The sequence below is a fragment of the Herbaspirillum sp. Her3 genome (genome assembly GCF_057961275.1).
Genome location: NZ_CM176328.1, coordinates 3,286,609 through 3,304,329, shown reverse-complemented (window position 1 = coordinate 3,304,329; position 17,721 = coordinate 3,286,609). Strand labels below are relative to the sequence as shown.

The following is a 17,721-nucleotide window of genomic DNA, read 5'->3' as shown; positions in this document are numbered from 1 at the left end:
CGTTTTGCAGTACCCGTCACGCACGCCCCCTCGCGGCGTGGCGGTCTTTTTCACCAACCACGAAGACAATATGAAATCCATCAAAGTAGGTTTGCTCGGCATCGGCACCGTGGGTTCCGGTACTTTCAATGTTCTCCAGCGCAACCAGGAAGAGATTGCGCGCCGTGCAGGCCGGGGCATTGAAATTACCATGGTCGCCGCTCGCAACACTGCCCGCGCGACCGAACTGACCCAGGGAAAAGTCAAGGTCGTCAACGACGGCAATCTGGTGGTGAGCAATCCCGAGATCGATATCGTCGTGGAGCTGATCGGTGGCGACGACATTGCCCGCGACCTGGTGATGAAAGCCATCGCCAACGGCAAGCACGTGGTCACGGCCAACAAGGCCCTGATCGCCAAGCACGGCAACGAAATCTTCAAGGCGGCGCGCGAAAAGGGCGTCATCGTGGCCTTCGAGGCGGCCGTGGCCGGTGGCATCCCCATCATCAAGGCCCTGCGCGAAGGCCTGACCGCCAACCGCATCCAGTGGGTGGCCGGCATCATCAACGGCACCACCAACTTCATCCTTTCCGAGATGCGCGACAAGGGCCTGGACTTTGACGTGGTGCTCAAGGAAGCGCAACGCCTGGGCTACGCCGAAGCCGACCCGACCTTCGACATCGAAGGCGTGGACGCGGCCCACAAGCTGACCATCATGGCCTCCATCGCCTTCGGCATCCCGGTGCAGTTCGACAAGGCCTACGTGGAAGGCATCACCAGGCTGCAGGCCAGCGACATCACCTATGCCGAGCAGCTGGGCTATCGCATCAAGCTGCTGGGCATCACCCGCCAGAGCGCCAAGGGCATCGAACTGCGCGTGCACCCGACGCTGATCCCGGCAGCGCGCTTGATCGCCAACGTCGAGGGCGCGATGAACGCGGTGGTGGTGCGCGGCGACGCCGTGGGCGAGGCGCTGTACTACGGCAAGGGCGCCGGTTCCGAGCCGACCGCCTCGGCCGTGATCGCCGACCTGGTGGACATCACCCGCCTGGCCACCGCCGATCCGGAACACCATGTGCCGTCGCTGGCCTTCCAGCTCAACGCCATGGCCGACACCCCGGTGCTGCCGATGAGCGAAGTGGTGACCAGCTACTACCTGCGCATCCGCGTGGCCGACCAGGCCGGCGTGCTGGCCGACGTGACGCGCATCCTGGCGGACTCGACCATTTCCATCGATGCCATGCTGCAGAAGGAGCCGGCCGAAGGCGAGCAGCAGACCGACATCATCATGCTGACCCACCAGACCCAGGAAAAGAACATCGAGGCGGCCATTGCCAAGATCGAGGGACTGTCCACGGTGGTGGGTTCGGTCACCAAGATCCGCCTGGAAGAGCTGAGCTGATTGAGGCTCCTCCGCGTTCGTCGGACCCAGTAAAAACGGAGCCCGCGGGCTCCGTTTTTCGTATCAAGGGCGGCTGGAGCCGCCTATGATCATTTCTTCAGTTCGAAATTGCAGACCGCCTGCAGCATGGCGTCGCCCACCGACATCGGCTTGGGCTTGATGAACTCTTGTCCCTTCAGGGCATCGCTGTGGTCACGCTTGTCGCCCTTGCCATCGTTCTCGGCAAAGATGATTTCGCGCACCAGCTTCATGCTGCCAGCCTTGCAGTTGTACTGGTGCAGGTCCTTGTAGGACTTCAGGGCCGGGAAGCTCTTGTCGCCAGTGTTGGGGCGCGCTTCCTTGAAGTTCCACAGCGACCAGGCTTCGCGGATGCCACCGGATTCGACGATGGAGTCGGTATCGATCAGCAGCTCGGAGGTATCACTGCCGCCCAGCGATTGCCAGTTCTCGGCGTGCGCCGGCAGGCTCGCCAGTACGGCGCCGAACAGGCCGGCCGTGGCCAGCAGGGTCTTGATCTTGTGGTTCATGCCGTTTTCCATCCTTTTGAGTGTGAAATGCGTCTTTGATGTAGCCAGCGTGCAAACATTCCCGCCATCCCGGCGGCATTGCACGAAGTGGCGCAGCATAGCCCGGCCATGCGCGGCTTTCAAGGGCGGTAACGTTTTATTTCAGCTTGGGCCGCCAGCGTGATGATCCAGTGCAACAAGCGGTCCGGCCGCCATGGCTACCGGGGTGCTTTCTTCCATGCCGCGCTTTTGTGCAGCGCCCGCTGGCCGTATAATCGATGACTTTCCTCTGACTCCACGCTCCCGCCGCCTGCCGGCGCATCCTATCGACATGCACTACGTTTCCACCCGCGGTCACGCTGCAACCCCTTCCTTTTCCGACATCCTGCTGGGCGGCCTGGCCCCTGACGGCGGCCTGTACCTGCCGGCGGCGTATCCGCAGGTCAGCGGCGCCGAGCTGGACCAGTGGCGCACGCTGTCGTATGCCGAGCTGGCCTTCGAAGTGCTCAAGAAGTTCGCTACCGACATTCCTGACGCGGACCTGAAGGCGCTGGCCCACAAGACCTATACCGCCGACGTCTACCGCAACACCCGCGCCGGTGAGGATGCCAGCCAGATCACGCCGCTGCGCACCCTGCAGGAGCAGGATGGCAAGAAGCTGGTGCTGCAAAGCCTGTCCAACGGCCCCACGCTGGCCTTCAAGGACATGGCCATGCAACTGCTGGGCAACCTGTTCGAATATGCGCTGGCCAAGAAGGGGGCCGAGCTCAATATCGTCGGCGCCACCTCGGGGGATACCGGCAGCGCCGCCGAATACGCCATGCGCGGCAAGAAGGGCATCCGCGTCTTCATGCTGTCGCCGCACAAGAAGATGAGCGCCTTCCAGACGGCGCAGATGTTCAGCCTGCAAGACCCCAACATCTTCAACCTGGCGGTCGAAGGCGTCTTCGACGACTGCCAGGATATCGTCAAGGCCATCTCCAATGATCTGGAGTACAAGGCGGCCAAGAAGATCGGTACCGTCAACTCGATCAACTGGGCGCGCGTGGTGGCCCAGGTGGTGTATTACTTCCGTGGCTATCTGGCCGCGACCACCAGCAACGACCAGAAGGTGTCCTTCACCGTCCCCTCGGGCAACTTCGGCAACATCTGCGCCGGCCACATCGCGCGCATGATGGGCCTGCCCATCGACAAGCTGGTGGTGGCTACCAACGAAAACGACGTCCTGGACGAGTTCTTCCGCACCGGCATCTACCGCGTGCGCAAGTCGGCCGAGACCTACCACACCAGCAGCCCCAGCATGGACATCAGCAAGGCCTCCAACTTCGAGCGCTTCGTCTATGACCTGCTGGGCCGTGACAGCGCTCGCGTCAAAGCCCTGTTCAACAAGGTCGAAACCGAAGGCGGCTTTGACCTGAGCGGCCAGGCCGGCAGCGACGGCAATGAATTCGCCAGCGTGATCCGGTATGGCTTTGCCTCCGGCAAGTCCACCCATGCCGACCGCCTGGAGACCATCCGCTTCGCTGAAAAGACCTACGGCATCACGGTCGATACCCACACCGCCGACGGCATCAAGGTGGCGCGCGAGCATCTGGCGCCGGGCGTGACCATGATCGTGCTGGAGACCGCCTTGCCGGCCAAGTTCAACGAAACCATCCGCGAAGCCCTGGGCCGCGATGCCGATCGTCCTGCCGGTTTCGAGAACATCGAGGCGCTGCCGCAGCGCTTCGAGGTGATGCCGGCCGATGCCGCACGGGTGAAGGCCTACGTGGCCGAACACACCGGGCTGTAAGCGCTGCTGCAATGGTTCTGCACGCCGTCCGCGCCATTGGCCCGGACGGCGTTTTTCATGGGGCGCAGGGGAGGGCCGATTGCATTAGAATGTCGGGTCGCTGTATCGACCAGAAAACAGCGCTGACCCGTTATCCGATCTCCACGTCAAGCCTGCCATGTCTTCCTCTTCCCATTCTTCTGCCCCCGCGTCCTCTGACAAGCCGGCCCGCGCCCCCATGCAAAGCGTCAGCCAGGCGCTCGACACCTTGCTGGCCGCCGCCGTGCCGGTCCGGGAGAGCGAGACCATCGATACCCTCGACGCTTGCGGTCGCGTGCTGGCCGAGCCGGTGACGGCCACCATCAACGTGCCGGGCATGGACAATTCGCAGATGGATGGCTACGCCGTGTGCGCTGCGGATTGTGCTTCGGGCGAAGCACGCTTGCGCGTCTCCCAGCGCATCCCGGCCGGCCACGTTGGCCAGCCGCTGGAACCCGGCACGGCAGCCCGCATCTTCACCGGCGCCATGATGCCCGAGGGGGCCGATGCCGTGGTCATGCAGGAAGCCTGCGAAGCCGATGGCGAGCACGTGGTGATCCGCCATGTGCCCAAGGCCGGCGAGTGGGTCCGTACCATTGGTGAAGACATCCGCCAGGGCAGCACCATCCTCGCCGCCGGCACCCGCTTGCGGGCGCAGGCGCTGGGCCTGGCCGCTTCCATCGGCCAGGCGCAACTGCGGGTGGTGCGGCCGGTGCGCGTGGCGGTCTTCTTCACCGGCGATGAACTGACCATGCCGGGCCAGCCGCTGAAACCGGGTGGCATCTACAACTCCAACCGTTTCCTGCTGCGCGGCCTGCTGCAGAAACTGGGCTGCCACGTCGGCGATTTCGGCATCGTGCCGGACAGCCTGGAAGCCACCCGCCAGACCTTGCGCCAGGCTGCGCGCGAGCATGACCTCATCATCACCAGCGGCGGCGTCTCGGTGGGGGAAGAGGACCATGTGAAGCCTGCTGTCCAAGCCGAAGGGCGCCTCAACATGTGGCAGATCGCCATGAAGCCAGGGAAGCCGCTGGCCTTCGGCCAGGTACGGCGCGGGCAAGGGGTGGGGGAGCAGGGAAGTGAAGCTTTCTTCCTGGGATTGCCCGGCAATCCGGTTGCCTCCTTTGTGACCTTCCTGCTCTTCGTGCGGCCCTTCCTGTTGCGTCTGCAAGGCCTGCCGCGTGATGCGGTGCTGCCCCAGCCGGTGGCCATGCGCGCCGACTTCGACTGGCCCCGCGCGGACCGCCGCCAGGAATTCCTGCGCGTGCGCCGCAATGCCCGTGGGGGGCTGGATCTGTTCCCCAGCCAGGGCTCGGCGGTGCTGACCTCGACCGTCTGGGCCGACGGCCTGATCGACAATCCGCCAGGGCAGACCATCGCCGCTGGCGACACCGTTCAGTTCCTGCCCTTCGACCATCTGTTGAACTGACTCAAGGAATATTCCTTCATGAAAATCGAACTCCGTTTCTTCGCCAGCGTACGCGAAGCCCTCCAGACCGCGCAGGAAGTGGTCGAGCTGCCGGCCAGCGTCAAGACCGTCGGCGACGTGCGCGCCTTCCTGATGGGCCGGGGCGGGCACTGGGCCGAGGTGCTGGGACCGGAAAAGAACCTGCGCATGGCCTATGACCACGAGATGACCGAAGCCGATACCGAAATCGCCGATGGCGGTGAAGTGGCCTTCTTCCCGCCGGTCACCGGAGGCTGAGATGGGCCTTCGCCGCGATCCCGCAGCCGGCACGATTGCGCATTACAGCAGCAATGCCGAGAGCTTCCGCGAGGGCACCTGGGATCATGACGTCAGCCAGAACATGGCGGCGCTGCTGGATGCCTTGAGCGCTAGGCCTGGCGCAGCCGGGCAGGGACCGTTCACGGTGCTCGATCTGGGCTGTGGTCCCGGCCGCGACCTGATTGAATTCACCCGGCGTGGCCATGTCGCCGTGGGACTGGACGGCACCGCCGAATTCGTCGAGATGGCGCGCGCGGCCAGCGGCTGCGAGGTCCTGCACCAGGACTTCCTGCAACTGGATCTGCCACGGCAGCGCTTTGACGGCATCTTCGCCAATGCGTCCTTGTTCCACGTGCCTTCGGCCGAGCTGCCGCGTGTGCTGGGGCAATTGCGCGCCAGCCTGAAGCCGGGCGGCATCCTCTTCAGTTCCAATCCGCGCGGTGAGGATCTGGAGGGCTGGAGCGGGCCCCGCTATGGCGTCTGGCATAGCTTGGAAGGCTGGCGGCGGTATCTGGAGCCAGCAGGATTCGTTGAATTGCGGCATTATTACCGCCCTGACGGCTTGCCGCGCGAGCAGCAGCCGTGGCTGGCCAGCGTCTGGCAGAAAACAGAAGACGAGAACTGAAGCAGCCTCATCACAGATTCGCACATCCGGATTCTTTGGGAGGAGACCAGGCCTGCGCCAAACAGGCCTGCGGAGGGGATGTACAAGACGTCGCTCATCAATGAAGCGATGCGCATTCATCCACACCTGAAGAAGGAACCATCTTGATTTCAACCCATCTGGCCGTCTGGGCGGCTCAGGACACGCAGTTGCTGCTGGTGACGCTGGCCGCACTGGTCACCATCGTGGTGCTGATCAGTTTCTTGTCGATCGCACCTTTCCTGTCCATTCTCATCGGCACCTTCGTGGCCGGCATCGGTGCCGGCCTGCCGCTGGAAGACATCGCCAAGGCCTTCAGCAAGGGCGCCGGCAGCCTGCTCGGCGAAGCCGGCATCATCATCGCCCTGGGTGCCATGCTGGGTGCACTCATGGCCGAATCCGGCGCGGCCGACCGCATCGTCAACACCCTGCTGCGCTATGCACGCGGCAGCCTCATCCCCTGGATGATGGCGCTGGTGGCACTGGTGGTGGGCCTGCCGCTGTTCTTTGAAGTCGGGCTGGTGATGATGGCACCGATCATCTTCGTGATGGCGCGCCGCTCCGAGTTGCCCATCATGCGTGTGGCCATTCCTGCCCTGGCCGGCATGACCACGCTGCACGCGCTGCTGCCGCCGCATCCGGGTCCGCTGATCGCCGTCTCGGCGCTGCATGCGGACCTGGGCACGACCATGCTGCTGGGCTTCGTCGTCGCCATTCCTGCGGTCATCATTGCCGGTCCCCTGTATGGCAACTTCCTCGCGCCGCGCCTGAACCTGGCCGAGCCTGACCAGATCGGCAAGCTTTTCACTGCCCGTGAAGGCCAGTCGCAACCCAGTTTCCTGGCTGCGCTGGTGACCATCCTGCTGCCGGTGGTACTGATGCTGGGCCGCACCGTGGCGCGCATCTGGGTCACTCCCAAGACCGAGCTCTTCGAGATGCTCAATTTCTTTGGCGAACCGATCATCGCGCTGACCGTGACGGTGCTCTTCGCCGTGGTCGTGCTGGGCTGGGGCCAGGGCAGCAGCCGCTTCGAGGTCGGTGCCACGCTGCGCCGCGCCTTGCCGCCCATTGCCGGCCTGCTGCTGACCATCGGTGCGGGGGGCGGCCTGAAGCAGACCCTGCTGTCGGCCGGCATCAGCGACACCATCACCAAGATCGCCGATGGCACCCACATGCCGCTGATCCTGCTGGCCTGGATCATCGCCGTGGCACTGCGCCAGGCTACCGGGTCGGCCACCGTGGCCACCACGGCCACGGCGGGCATCGTCGCGCCGCTGGTGGCGGGCCTGTCGGCCACGCACAATTCGCTCATGGCGCTGGCCATCGGTGCGGGCTCGGTGTTCTTCTGCCACGTCAACGACGCCGGCTTCTGGATGGTCAAGGAATACTTCGGCCTGAACCTCAAGCAGACCCTGGCCACCTGGTCGGTGATCCAGACCCTGGTGTCGGTGATCGGCCTGGGCATGACACTGCTGCTGTGGGGCTTGCTGGTCTGATCCGGACCCGCTCGCGGATGGGCCTGCGCTGGTAGAATCGCAGGCTGCAATTCACTTCCTGTCCAGCCATGCCTGTCCGCGTCCAGACTGCCGATTTCGATATTTCCACTGAAGTGGCGCAGTTGCGCCTGTCCAATCCGCGTGTCGGGGCGGTGGTCAGTTTCGTGGGCACCGTGCGCGATCTCAACGACGGTACGGCGGTCTCCGAAATGGAACTGGAACACTATCCGGCCATGACCGAGCGCGCCTTGGAACAGATCGTCGGACAGGCCAAGGCACGCTGGCCCATCTTCGATGCGCTGGTGATCCACCGCGTGGGGCCGCTGCAGCCGCGCGAGCAGATCGTGCTGGTGGCGGTGACCTCGCCCCATCGCGGCGAAGCCTTTGCAGCCTGCGAATTCATCATGGATTACCTCAAGACCCAGGCGCCGTTCTGGAAGAAAGAGCAGACGCCCGAGGGCGAGCGCTGGGTCGACGCCCGCGAGAGCGACGACACGGCGCTGGCCAAGTGGGCGCAATAAGCCACGACTGCCCGCAACGCCGGTTCCGGCGCGGCGCCATCCACGGCACATAGGGGATACCGTCTTGCCATTCACTTTCCGCTTTCCCCGCATCCCGGGTTTGCCCACCACGGCCACGGCGCCGTTCTGTCCTTCCGAAGTGGCGGGTACGGTCAACGTGCCACGCGGCGCTTCAGTGTGGCAGAAGCTGCGTATTTATGTGGGACCGGGTTTGCTGGTCTCGATCGGCTACATGGATCCCGGCAACTGGGCCACTTCCATCCAGGCCGGTTCCCAGTTCGGCTACCGGCTGCTGTTCGTGGTGATGCTCTCCAGCCTGGCCGCCATCGTGCTGCAATGCCTGTGTGCGCGGCTGGGCATCGCCACCGGCAAGGATCTGGCGGTGCATTCGCGCGAGCATTATCCGCCGGCGGTGGGCAAGGGTATGTGGGTGCTGGCCGAACTGTCCATCATCGCCTGCGATCTGGCCGAGGTGCTGGGCTGCGCGCTGGCCTTCAATCTCCTCTTGGGCGTGTCGCTGCCGGTGGGGGTCTTGCTGACCGCGCTCGATACCCTGATCGTGCTGGGCTTGAAGGGCAGGGGATTCCGCCAGGTGGAGGCCATCATCCTCGGGCTGGTCATCACCATTGCCGCTTGCCTGCTGGCGCAACTGGCCTTCGTCAAGGCCGACTGGCACGAAGTGATGCAAGGCTTCGTTCCCTCGCTGCAGGCCATCTCCAGCCGCGAACCGCTGTATCTGGCCATCGGGATCATCGGCGCGACCGTGATGCCGCACAACCTCTACCTGCATTCCTCCATCGTCCAGACGCGCAGCGTGCAGCGTGATCCGGCTTCGCTGCTGGAGGCGGTGCGCTATACGCGGGTCGATACCACGGTCTCGCTGTTGATCGCCATGGTCATCAACGCCACCATCCTGATCCTGGCGGCGGCGGCCTTCCACAAGAGCGGCAATACCCAGGTGGCCGAGCTGGATGAGGCCTATCACCTGCTGGATCCGATCACCGGGTCGGCCATGGCAGCCATCCTGTTCGGGGTGGGCCTGTTCGCTTCGGGCCAGAGTTCGACCTTTACCGGCACGATTGCCGGGCAGGTCATCATGGAAGGTTTCCTCAAGCTGAAGATTCCCTGCTGGCAGCGCCGCGTCATCACCCGTGCCCTGGCCCTGGTGCCGGCGCTGATCGGCGTGCTCACGCTGGGGCCGCACTCGGTAGGCAAGCTGCTGGTGGCCAGCCAGGTGGTGCTGTCGCTGCAATTGCCCTTTGCCATGTATCCGCTGATCCGGCTGACCAGCCGGCGCGATCTGATGGGCGATCTGGTCAATCGCTGGTGGGTCAGTGCCTTGGCCTGGGGCTTGTTCGTGGCCATTTCGGCGGCCAATGTGTGGTTGGTGTGGCAGGTGTTTGCGGATTAGTACGAAATTACTTATGTACTAAACTATCATGATTGATCTGTCTTTGCGGATTAATAATGATAGTATGGTGTGTATATGAAGACTTCCTGCACACTTCAAGTTTATATCGATGGGGCCTGGCGGCAGGCCGGTGCGTTGTCGTTGACTGCGCCGGTCGAGCTTGGCATGGCGGCCTCGACTTATTTCATTTATGACGCCGTGCACTCCATCGATTACATGGACAGGCGTGATGCCGCCGCCTTGTCGGTGAACCTGCCGGTGAGTTTTGAGAGCCTCAGTGAAGCGCGCTGGCCGGCTTGCCTGATCGACCTGCTGCCGCAAGGTTATGGCCGTGGCGAGCTGTTGCGTCAGCTGGGTCTGGATGAACGCGCCGAAGCCAGCGCCGATTGGCCGCTGCTGTGTGCCGGCGCGGGCAACCCGATCGGCAACCTGCGCGTGCAGGAAGCCTGGGAGTGGGCGCAGGCGCGCAGCGGACCGCAGTTGCGCGGCTTCGCGATGGAAGAAATCACTGCGCGCTCGGAAGACTTCAACGAATATCTGGCGCAGCACGGCCTGTTCCTGGCGGGCTCGTCGGGGGTACAGGGCGAGTGGCCCAAGATCTTGCTGACCCGCGCCCGTGACGGCTTGTTCTACCTGGACCATGCTTTGCCCGATGAACTGGCTGAGCGCCATTACATCGTCAAGTTCGGGCGCGGGCCTGATCCCGACCTGGCCGACATTCTGCGGCTGGAAGCTCCCTACATGCAGCTGGCCGCTCACCTGGGCCTGAACGTCCATGCTCCCTTGGAACTGCACGGCAAGGCCTTGTTCATTCCCCGTTTCGACCGCGAAGTGCGGGGCACACAGGTACTGCGCCATGCCCAGGAAAGCATCGCCTCCCTGTGCGGTGTCACCGGCTTTGCGGCCACGCCCACGCACAATGCCGTCTGTGCCCGGCTAGCAGAGGTCGCCACCGAGCCTGTGACCGAGATCATCGAATATCTGAAGCGCGACATCGCCAACATCGTCCTGCGCAACAAGGACAATCACGCCCGCAATACCGCCATCCGGCGCGACGCGCTGGGACAGATCGGCCTGACGCCGCTGTTCGACTTCGCCCCGATGTGGCTGCATCCGGACGGCATTGCGCGCCGCATGCGCTGGGAGCGCGATGACGGCGGTTCCCCGCAATGGGCCAGCGCCATCGAGCAGGCGTGCGAGGCTGCGCAGATCGACCAGGGGCCGGTGAAGTCGTCCGTGCGTGAGATGGCATCGCCCCTGGCCGACCTGTTGGACTATGGCCGCAGCCTGGGGATCGAGTCCACCTTCCTCGATCCGCTCGCCGCGACGGTGGTACAGGTACGGGCACAACTGGAGGCGCTCTGAATGGACAAGCGCTTCAAGCCCCTGAGCGCCATCGAGCAAATGGAAGAGCGGCGTGCGCTCTTCGATGAGCTGGCGGCCAATCCGACCTTGCCGGTCCCGGCCGTGGTCCGCAAGATCCGCACCACCTTGCGTCTGACCATCGCCGAATACGCCAAGCTGTGCGGCGTCTCCGCCCGCACGCTGCAAGACATCGAACGGGGCGAATCCAGCCCCACGCTGGCGACCGCTGACAAGCTGCTCAAGCCGGTCGGCATGAGCGTGGGTGCCGTCGTACGCAAGCGCTCATGAAAAAGGCGACCTGTTGCCAGGTCGCCTCTTCCTCTCATCTCGCTTCACCAGTCCATCAGTTCTTGGCCACAGCCTGCTGCTTGCCGCTGCCCGGTTCCAAGACCACCGTGCAGGTCAGCCCCGAGGCCAGCAGCACGTTCTCCGGCACCTTGTCGAGGTGGATACGCACCGGAATGCGCTGGGCCAGGCGCACCCAGTTGAAGGTCGGGTTCACGTCTGCGGTCAGCTCGCGGCTTTGCGGATTGTCGCGGTCATAGATGCCGCGTGCGATGCTGTCCACGTGGCCTTCCATCGAGGCCCCATTGATCAGCTGGATCTTGGCATGGTCGCCGATAGACAGAAGCGGCAGCTTGGTTTCTTCGAAGTAGGCATAGACCCAGAAGGAATGGCTGTCGATCACCGCGATCTTGGCCGCACCCGCAGCCGCATAGTCGCCACGGCGCACGCTCAGGTTGGTGATGTAGCCATCCACGGGCGAGAACACCTTGGTGCGCTCCAGGTTCAGCTTGGCCGTATCACGCTGCGACAGGGCTGCCTGGTATTGCGCCTGGGCACCTTGCAACTGGGCCTGGGCGGCTTCCAGCTGGGCTTGCGAAGTGGTGACCTGGCTGCCGGCGTCCTCACGGGCTTCACGCGAGACCACCAGGGCATCAACGTCGGCACGGCGGCGGGCCTGGGCGCGGCGCATGTTCAGGTCGGCGCGGCGGGCCTCGACTTCAGCGCGGCGCACGTCCAGATCGGCCTTGCGGGCGGTCACGGCGGCGTCGGCCTGTTGCAGCGCCAGCGTGTAGCGGGCCGGGTCGATTTCCATGAGCAGGTCGCCTTTCTTGACCAGCTGGTTGTCGTGCACCGGCAGGGCCACTACCTGGCCGGAGACATCCGGGGCGACGTTGACCACATCGGCACGCACGCGGCCGTCGCGGGTCCAGGGCGAGTGCATGTAGTGCTGCCACAGGCTCCAGGCCAGCAGGATGGCCAGCAGGAAGATGGCCGTGGTGATGAGAACGCGGAAGATCGATTTGACCGACATGATGAACTACTCCTGATGTGTTTCTTTATCTTTTCGTAAGGGATGGGCGGGAAGAGGCAAGCGCACTAGCGATACACCGCCAGCCCCAGCAAGGCCGCCAGGCAGATGAACAGGCTCACCCGGAACAGCGCCGGATGCCAGGTCAGCTCGTAGAAGCCCAGGCGCACCAGTACGCGGTCTGCAGCCATGGCCAGCACGGCGGCCACCACGGCCAGCAGCAGGACGGTCGGAATATAGGCGTCGAAGAAGGAAATCTCACGTGGCATGGCGTGCTCCCGTTGTGGTTGCCGTGGCCCCGGCGCGCATGGTGTGCAGCGGTGACTGCTCATCGAGCAGGGCGGTACGGATGAAATGCAGATAGCTCAAGGTACGTTGCAGGCGATGGCGTTCGCTGCGTTCGCGGTAATGCGGACCGATGGCGCTCTGGACCTCGGCGATGGTGGCGTCATTGGCTTCCAGTGCGGCGGCCAGGGTCGCGGCCGAGGGTTGCGCGAACAGGGCCGGGATGGTCTCGCGCAGCCGGTTCAGGGCCGCGTAAGCCGAGGCGGGCAGCAGATCCGGTGTTTCGGTACGGATGCCGTGCAGTTCGTTGCGCAGCTCGATGATGGCGTGGCCCACTTCCAGCGTGGCGAACATCCAGCCCAGCGCCTTCTGGCGCAGCAGCGGGCGGCTGGTGGTGATCATCGTGATCTGGTGCATCAGGTCGCGGGTACCGCTCTCGAACTTCAGGGCCAGATGCGCCAGCTTGCCGAAGCAGGCATCGACCACCTGCTTGCGCAACTGCTTCTCCAGGACACGAACGGTCCAGTCAGTGGTCGGTGGCAAGAGCAGCATGAAGCCGATGGCGGTCACCAGCAGCGAGATCACCAGCGCCACCGATTCGTTCAGATAGTCGGCGGCGTTGAAGTGCGCGAAATTGTCCGGGACCGCCAGGAAGGGGAAGAAGATGCAGATCCCCAGGCCATAACCGGCCCACTTGGGCTTGGTGGTCAGGAACACCGCCAGCATCAGCACCGGCATGAGGGCGCTGGCCAGCATCCAGTAGCCATCCAGGCGCGGCAGGATGTGGAAGGTGTAGACGTAGCCGGCCACGGCCGCGAAGAGCACACCGATGGCCACCGTGCGGGTTGCCCTGGCCGGATCGGGAGCGGCCGAGGTGATGGCGCAGAAGGCGGCGGCATTGAGCACGGCCACGTCGCCGCTGGGCCAGCCGCTGGCGATCCAGAACGCCGCCAGGGACAGCATGACGATGGCCGCGCGGGCGCCGGCGATGAGGGCGGTGGTCATGCTGGTCTTGGGCGCATAGGAATGCTCCCATTGCTCACGCTCATGGCGGCGCTGGGTCAGCGAGGCATAGGTGAGGGTATAGGCGTGCAGTTCCTCGATGACGCGATAGAGCAGTTCGGATGCTGTATCGAAGTCCAGCATGGCACTGTCGCTCTGGCACTGTTCGGACAGCGTGTTGCGGGTGGCGCGCACGCGGCGAGGCAATTCGCGCTTGTAGGCGTCCAGCTTCAGGGCCGCGTCGGCGGCATCCAGCGCACTCATGACGGGTTCGCCGCTGGCGCGGGTGAGCAGCGGCTGCACTTCGCGGAAGTAGGGCGAGATCGCCTCGATGACCACCTTGGCACTCGCTGCCGGGTTGGCATGCAGGCGGTTCATCAGCTGGTGCAGCGCGTGCATGCGGGTGGACAGGGCCATGAACTCGCTGTTCATGCGGGTCAGGCGGCCGCTGCGCAGGCGCACTTCGGGGTCTTCGAAGATGGCCGAGCTGCGCATGGCTTCCAGACCGATGATGTCGCCCACGAAGCGGGCATTGGTGGCTTCGAGCTGCTTGCGGTCCGCAGTGCCGCCCAGGGTGGCGCTGATGAGATCGACGAAGGCCGTGAAGCGGCCACGGATGATGCGCACCAGCCCCGGTGCGCTGGCCTGCGGAAACACCAGCGCACTGACCAGCCCGACGCAGACGATGCCGACCATGATCTCGCTGACCCGCGTCATCACCGAATCAAAGGTGATGGCCGGGTGCAGAGCGGCCGGCAGGCCGATCAGGGCCACCGTATAGCCCGAGAGCACGAAGCCGTATGAACGAAAATTCCGGTTATGCGCCGATCCTACGGTACACAGTCCGATCCACAGCGCCGAGGCCAGCAGGAACAGTTCCGGCGTCTGGGCAAACAGATCGACGAAGACCACGATGGCGGCCGAACCAACCAGGGTACCGATGACCCGGTAGAAGCTCTTGGCCAGGATCATCCCGCTTTGCGGCTGCATGACGATGAACACCGTGATGAGCGCCGAGCGCGGCGATTCCAGGTCTAGCCCATAGCCGATGCCCAGCGCCAGCAGGCCGGCGAAGACCATCTTGAAGACGTAGACCCAGGTCGGTGCGTCGCTGCGCCACCAGTCGGCGGCGGCCTCGCGCAATTGCGCCTTGAGGGAAAGGGCCTGAGTATTCATTGCGCGGCCACTTCGGCAGGGGCGGGGCTGCCGTCCTGCATGCCGCCACCCAGGGCGGTCTGCAGGGCGGCATAGGAGGCCAGGCGCTGCGCCTGCAATTGCTGCACGATCTGCTGCTGGCGCAGCCATTGGGTCTGCGCTTGCAGGACGTTGAGGTAATCGGTCAGGCCGCGCTGGTAGGCGCGGGTGGCGATGTCCACGTTCTTCTGGGCGGCTTGCACCGACTCCTGTGCCTGCTGTTGCTGGCGCACCACCGATTGCAGGGTCACCACCTGGTCCGAGATGCCTTTCAGGGCTTGCGAGAGCAGGGCGTTGTACTGCTCGACCTCGATGTCGTAACCGGCACTGGCCGCGCCCAGCTGGCCGCGCAGGCGTCCGCCCTCGAAGATGGGCAGCGAGATCGCCGGGCCATAGGTGGTCTGCAGGTTGGGCCCGGAGAGGAAGGAGAACAGCCCGCCACCGGCGGCCGCCGGGCCGATGCCGGCCAGCAGGTTGATGTTGGGATAGAAGGCTGCCTTGGCCACCGAAATGCCCTTGGCTGCTGCTTCCACGCGCCAGCGTGCGGCACTGATGTCAGGACGGCGGCCCACCAGGTCGGCCGGCAGTGCGCTGGGCAGGCCGATGGCGGTTTGCAGCTGCATGGTCGGCCGGGTGATGCCATCGGCGGCGCCAGGGCCTGCGCCCAGCAGCGCGGCCAGCTGGTTGCGTACCAGGGCAATGTTTTCGTGCAGGGCTTCGATCTGGCGGCGGGTTTCCGGCAGCGGCGACTCGGCTTGGGTGATCTCCAGCTGGGTGCCGAGGCCGCCCTTGAAGCGGCGATGGGCCAGGTCGAGGATCTTCTGTTCTTCCTTGAGCAGGGCTTCGGTGTTGTCCAGCAAGCCGTATTGCAGTGCCAGTTGCACGTAGGCACGGACCACGTTGCCTTCCAGGTCCAGCTGGGCGGCGCGCGCGTCGGCGGCGACCGCGTGCATTTCGTCCTCCGCGCGCAGGGTGGCGTTCTTGTTGCGGTCCCACAGGTCGACGTTGTAGGACAGGCCCAGGGTCGCCGTGTTGTTCCAGGTCAGCTTGTCGCGGTATGCGGCGCCGTAATACACGTTGTCGGACCAATCCTTGCGGCCCATCGACACATCCAGTTGGGCGCTCGGCAATTCACCGGCATGCGTGGCCACGGCCATCGAGCGGGCCTGGCGCACCCGGGCTGCAGCCACGGCCATGCTGGGGTTGCCGGCCACGGCACGGGTGACCAGCTGATTCAATTGCGCATCGCCATATGCTTCCCACCAGGCCCGTTGTGGCCAGCCCGCTTCGCTGGCGGCCTGGCGGATGGCCTGGCCGGCGTCGAGCGCGGCCACGTCGCGTACCTGGGCCTGCGGCTTTATGCCGCCCTGGTCAGCGCAGCCGACGATTGTCAGCGAAAGCGCAATGACGGTCAGGGCTGGCAACTTCGAGAAGGCGATACGTGTCATGGAATTATCCAAAAATATGCAAATATCAGAAGTTACGTATTCTATTTTGTAAATATCTCAGAAAAAATGCGCTATTTGGCAAAGGTTTATATCATTTGTAGCAATAATGATTGCGCCATTATGGGTAACAATGCTGTCCTGGCGCGGTGCGTCCATGGCGGACGGTTTCTTGCTCGTGGGCGCCTGCTCCCTGCACAGTGATAGGAAAACGATGGATACCTTGCAAAACATGCGCGTCTTCACGCGCGTGGTCGAGGCCGGCAGCTTCACCCAGGCGGCCCAGCAGATGGGCTTGACGACCGCCCATGTCTCGCGTGCCGTGGCCGATCTGGAGCGGCATCTGCATGCCCGTCTGATGAACCGTACCACGCGCCGCATCGCCCTGACCGAGGCGGGCGAGCGATATCTGCTGCGTTGCCAGCAGATCATGGCGTATGTGGATGAGGCCGAGGCCGAAGCCAGCGCCGCCTATGTCAAGCCTTCGGGCCGCTTGCGCATCCATGCCATGACCAGTTTTGGCCAGCGCTACGTGATTCCGTCGATTTCGGGCTACCACAAGCGCTATCCGGATGTGGCGGTAGAGCTGACGCTGGCCCAGCGCATCCCCGACATGCTGGAAGAGGGCTATGACGTCTCGCTCGTGCTGGCGCGGGAACTGCCCGATTCAGGTCTGATCTACCGCCAGCTCGGCACCACCTTCAGCATGTTGTGCGCTTCCCCGGCCTATCTGGATAAATACGGCGTGCCGCAGCAGCCGGCCGACCTGCTCAAGCATGTCTGCCTGCAATTGGTGAGCCCCATTTCGCCGCTGGACGAGTGGGCCCTGGAAGGCCCAGAGGGCGCTACCGTCATGGCCATCAAGAGCAATTTCCAGGTCAATGTGGCCGAGGCCATGCTCACCGCCATCCGCGAGGGCATGGGCATCGGCGTGCTGCCGATCTATTCCGCCATGGAGGCGTTGCGGGCTGGATCCATCGTGCGGGTGCTGCCACAGCATCGCCTGCAGAACATGGGCGTCTATGCGCTGTATCCTTCACGCCAGTACCTGGATGCCAAAATCAGCACCTGGGTAGACTGGATGCATGAGACGGTGGACAAGTCCTTGCAGGAAGACCACCAGGCCCTGGAGCGCATGGGCAGCCTGCGCGAGGAAATGCAGAGCCTGGCCTTGCGCAGCGGTCCGCTGGCCTGATCGATCAAGGAGGGCATCATGGGATGGCTGGCAGTAGGGATGGGAGCGGCACTGGGCGCCTGGCTGCGCTGGCGTATTTCAGTGGTGTGGAATCTGGAGGGACACTTCGTGCCGCTGGGTACGCTGGGGGCCAACTGGATCGGCGCTTGCGTGATCGGCTTCCTGGTGGCGTATTTCGAGCAGCATCCGGCACTGCCGCCGGAATGGCGGCTCTTTGCGGTGACCGGTTTCCTGGGTGGACTGACCACCTTCTCGACCTTCTCCGCCGAGGCCATGATCCTCTTGCAGCGGGGCGATTACCTCTGGGCCATCGGCCACTCAGCCTTGCACCTGCTGGGTTCCATCGTGCTCTGCGTTGCCGGGTTTGCAAGCTATCGTGCCTTGGCGGGATGAGCACTGCGGGCGACCTGATGCAGATCAAACCCG

At 64.2% G+C, this 17,721-nt stretch carries 17 protein-coding genes; 12 read left to right on the top strand and 5 right to left on the bottom strand.

What is annotated here, in order from left to right:
- Nucleotides 1-70 precede the first annotated feature (70 nt).
- Nucleotides 71-1,381 carry a homoserine dehydrogenase gene (locus tag ACVC5H_RS14990; protein WP_489618635.1) on the top strand — a complete coding sequence of 437 codons (1,311 nt, stop codon included), beginning with the start codon at nucleotides 71-73 and terminating at the stop codon, nucleotides 1,379-1,381.
- 89 nt (nucleotides 1,382-1,470) lie between these two features.
- Here the strand turns inward: ACVC5H_RS14990 and ACVC5H_RS14985 are convergent, their stop codons facing one another.
- Complete coding sequence (locus tag ACVC5H_RS14985; protein WP_489618634.1) at nucleotides 1,471-1,908, bottom strand: surface-adhesin E family protein; 438 nt, start codon at nucleotides 1,906-1,908, stop codon at nucleotides 1,471-1,473.
- A gap of 310 nt (nucleotides 1,909-2,218) precedes the next feature.
- Between ACVC5H_RS14985 and thrC the strand changes: the two genes are divergently transcribed.
- The 9 genes from thrC (at nucleotide 2,219) to ACVC5H_RS14940 (ending at nucleotide 11,147) form a co-directional block, all read left to right on the top strand.
- Entirely contained in the window at nucleotides 2,219-3,679 is a 1,461-nt protein-coding gene (gene thrC / locus ACVC5H_RS14980) for a threonine synthase (RefSeq protein ID WP_489618633.1), read from the top strand.
- A 217-nt stretch (nucleotides 3,680-3,896) separates the two neighbouring features.
- A complete protein-coding gene (locus ACVC5H_RS14975; RefSeq protein ID WP_489622705.1) occupies nucleotides 3,897-5,126 on the top strand; it encodes a molybdopterin molybdotransferase MoeA in 1,230 nt (409 codons plus the stop codon).
- An 18-nt stretch (nucleotides 5,127-5,144) separates the two neighbouring features.
- Nucleotides 5,145-5,402: a molybdopterin converting factor subunit 1 gene (gene moaD / locus ACVC5H_RS14970; RefSeq protein WP_489618632.1), complete on the top strand. Its 258-nt coding sequence runs from the start codon at nucleotides 5,145-5,147 to the stop codon at nucleotides 5,400-5,402.
- A gap of 1 nt (nucleotide 5,403) precedes the next feature.
- Entirely contained in the window at nucleotides 5,404-6,048 is a 645-nt protein-coding gene (locus ACVC5H_RS14965; protein WP_489618631.1) for a class I SAM-dependent methyltransferase, read from the top strand.
- Nucleotides 6,049-6,191: 143 nt separating this feature from the next.
- Entirely contained in the window at nucleotides 6,192-7,562 is a 1,371-nt protein-coding gene (locus ACVC5H_RS14960; RefSeq protein WP_489618630.1) for a GntT/GntP/DsdX family permease, read from the top strand.
- A 68-nt stretch (nucleotides 7,563-7,630) separates the two neighbouring features.
- Nucleotides 7,631-8,083, top strand: coding sequence for a molybdopterin synthase catalytic subunit MoaE (moaE, locus tag ACVC5H_RS14955; RefSeq protein WP_489618629.1), 453 nt, complete (start codon nucleotides 7,631-7,633; stop codon nucleotides 8,081-8,083).
- 64 nt (nucleotides 8,084-8,147) lie between these two features.
- Nucleotides 8,148-9,494, top strand: a complete 1,347-nt coding sequence (locus tag ACVC5H_RS14950) for an Nramp family divalent metal transporter (protein ID WP_489618628.1) — start codon at nucleotides 8,148-8,150, stop codon at nucleotides 9,492-9,494.
- Between the two features lie 75 nt (nucleotides 9,495-9,569).
- Nucleotides 9,570-10,859 (top strand): type II toxin-antitoxin system HipA family toxin, encoded by a 1,290-nt coding sequence (locus ACVC5H_RS14945; RefSeq protein ID WP_489618627.1) that lies wholly within the window; start codon nucleotides 9,570-9,572, stop codon nucleotides 10,857-10,859.
- Nucleotides 10,860-11,147 carry a helix-turn-helix transcriptional regulator gene (locus ACVC5H_RS14940; RefSeq protein ID WP_489618626.1) on the top strand — a complete coding sequence of 96 codons (288 nt, stop codon included), beginning with the start codon at nucleotides 10,860-10,862 and terminating at the stop codon, nucleotides 11,145-11,147.
- Between the two features lie 55 nt (nucleotides 11,148-11,202).
- On the opposite strand, the gene ACVC5H_RS14935 is transcribed toward ACVC5H_RS14940, so the two are convergent.
- The 4 genes from ACVC5H_RS14935 to ACVC5H_RS14920 all read right to left on the bottom strand — a co-directional run bounded on the left by ACVC5H_RS14935 (nucleotide 11,203) and on the right by ACVC5H_RS14920 (nucleotide 16,103).
- On the bottom strand, nucleotides 11,203-12,177 hold the full coding sequence (locus ACVC5H_RS14935; RefSeq protein WP_489618625.1) for an HlyD family secretion protein: 975 nt from the start codon (nucleotides 12,175-12,177) through the stop codon (nucleotides 11,203-11,205).
- Between the two features lie 65 nt (nucleotides 12,178-12,242).
- The gene (locus ACVC5H_RS14930; RefSeq protein WP_489618624.1) at nucleotides 12,243-12,443 is read right to left on the bottom strand and encodes a DUF1656 domain-containing protein; all 201 of its coding nucleotides are present in this window, start codon (nucleotides 12,441-12,443) and stop codon (nucleotides 12,243-12,245) included.
- Nucleotides 12,433-14,637, bottom strand: a complete 2,205-nt coding sequence (locus ACVC5H_RS14925) for an FUSC family protein (protein ID WP_489618623.1) — start codon at nucleotides 14,635-14,637, stop codon at nucleotides 12,433-12,435. The genes ACVC5H_RS14930 and ACVC5H_RS14925 overlap by 11 nt, the downstream gene beginning before the upstream one ends.
- Nucleotides 14,634-16,103, bottom strand: coding sequence for an efflux transporter outer membrane subunit (locus ACVC5H_RS14920; RefSeq protein WP_489618622.1), 1,470 nt, complete (start codon nucleotides 16,101-16,103; stop codon nucleotides 14,634-14,636). Before ACVC5H_RS14920 ends, ACVC5H_RS14925 begins: the two co-directional genes overlap by 4 nt.
- A gap of 211 nt (nucleotides 16,104-16,314) precedes the next feature.
- Between ACVC5H_RS14920 and ACVC5H_RS14915 the strand changes: the two genes are divergently transcribed.
- Both ACVC5H_RS14915 and crcB read left to right on the top strand, forming a co-directional pair.
- Nucleotides 16,315-17,295, top strand: a complete 981-nt coding sequence (locus tag ACVC5H_RS14915) for a LysR family transcriptional regulator (protein WP_489618621.1) — start codon at nucleotides 16,315-16,317, stop codon at nucleotides 17,293-17,295.
- An 18-nt stretch (nucleotides 17,296-17,313) separates the two neighbouring features.
- Nucleotides 17,314-17,688, top strand: a complete 375-nt coding sequence (gene crcB / locus ACVC5H_RS14910; protein WP_489618620.1) for a fluoride efflux transporter CrcB — start codon at nucleotides 17,314-17,316, stop codon at nucleotides 17,686-17,688.
- Nucleotides 17,689-17,721: the final 33 nt, after the last annotated feature.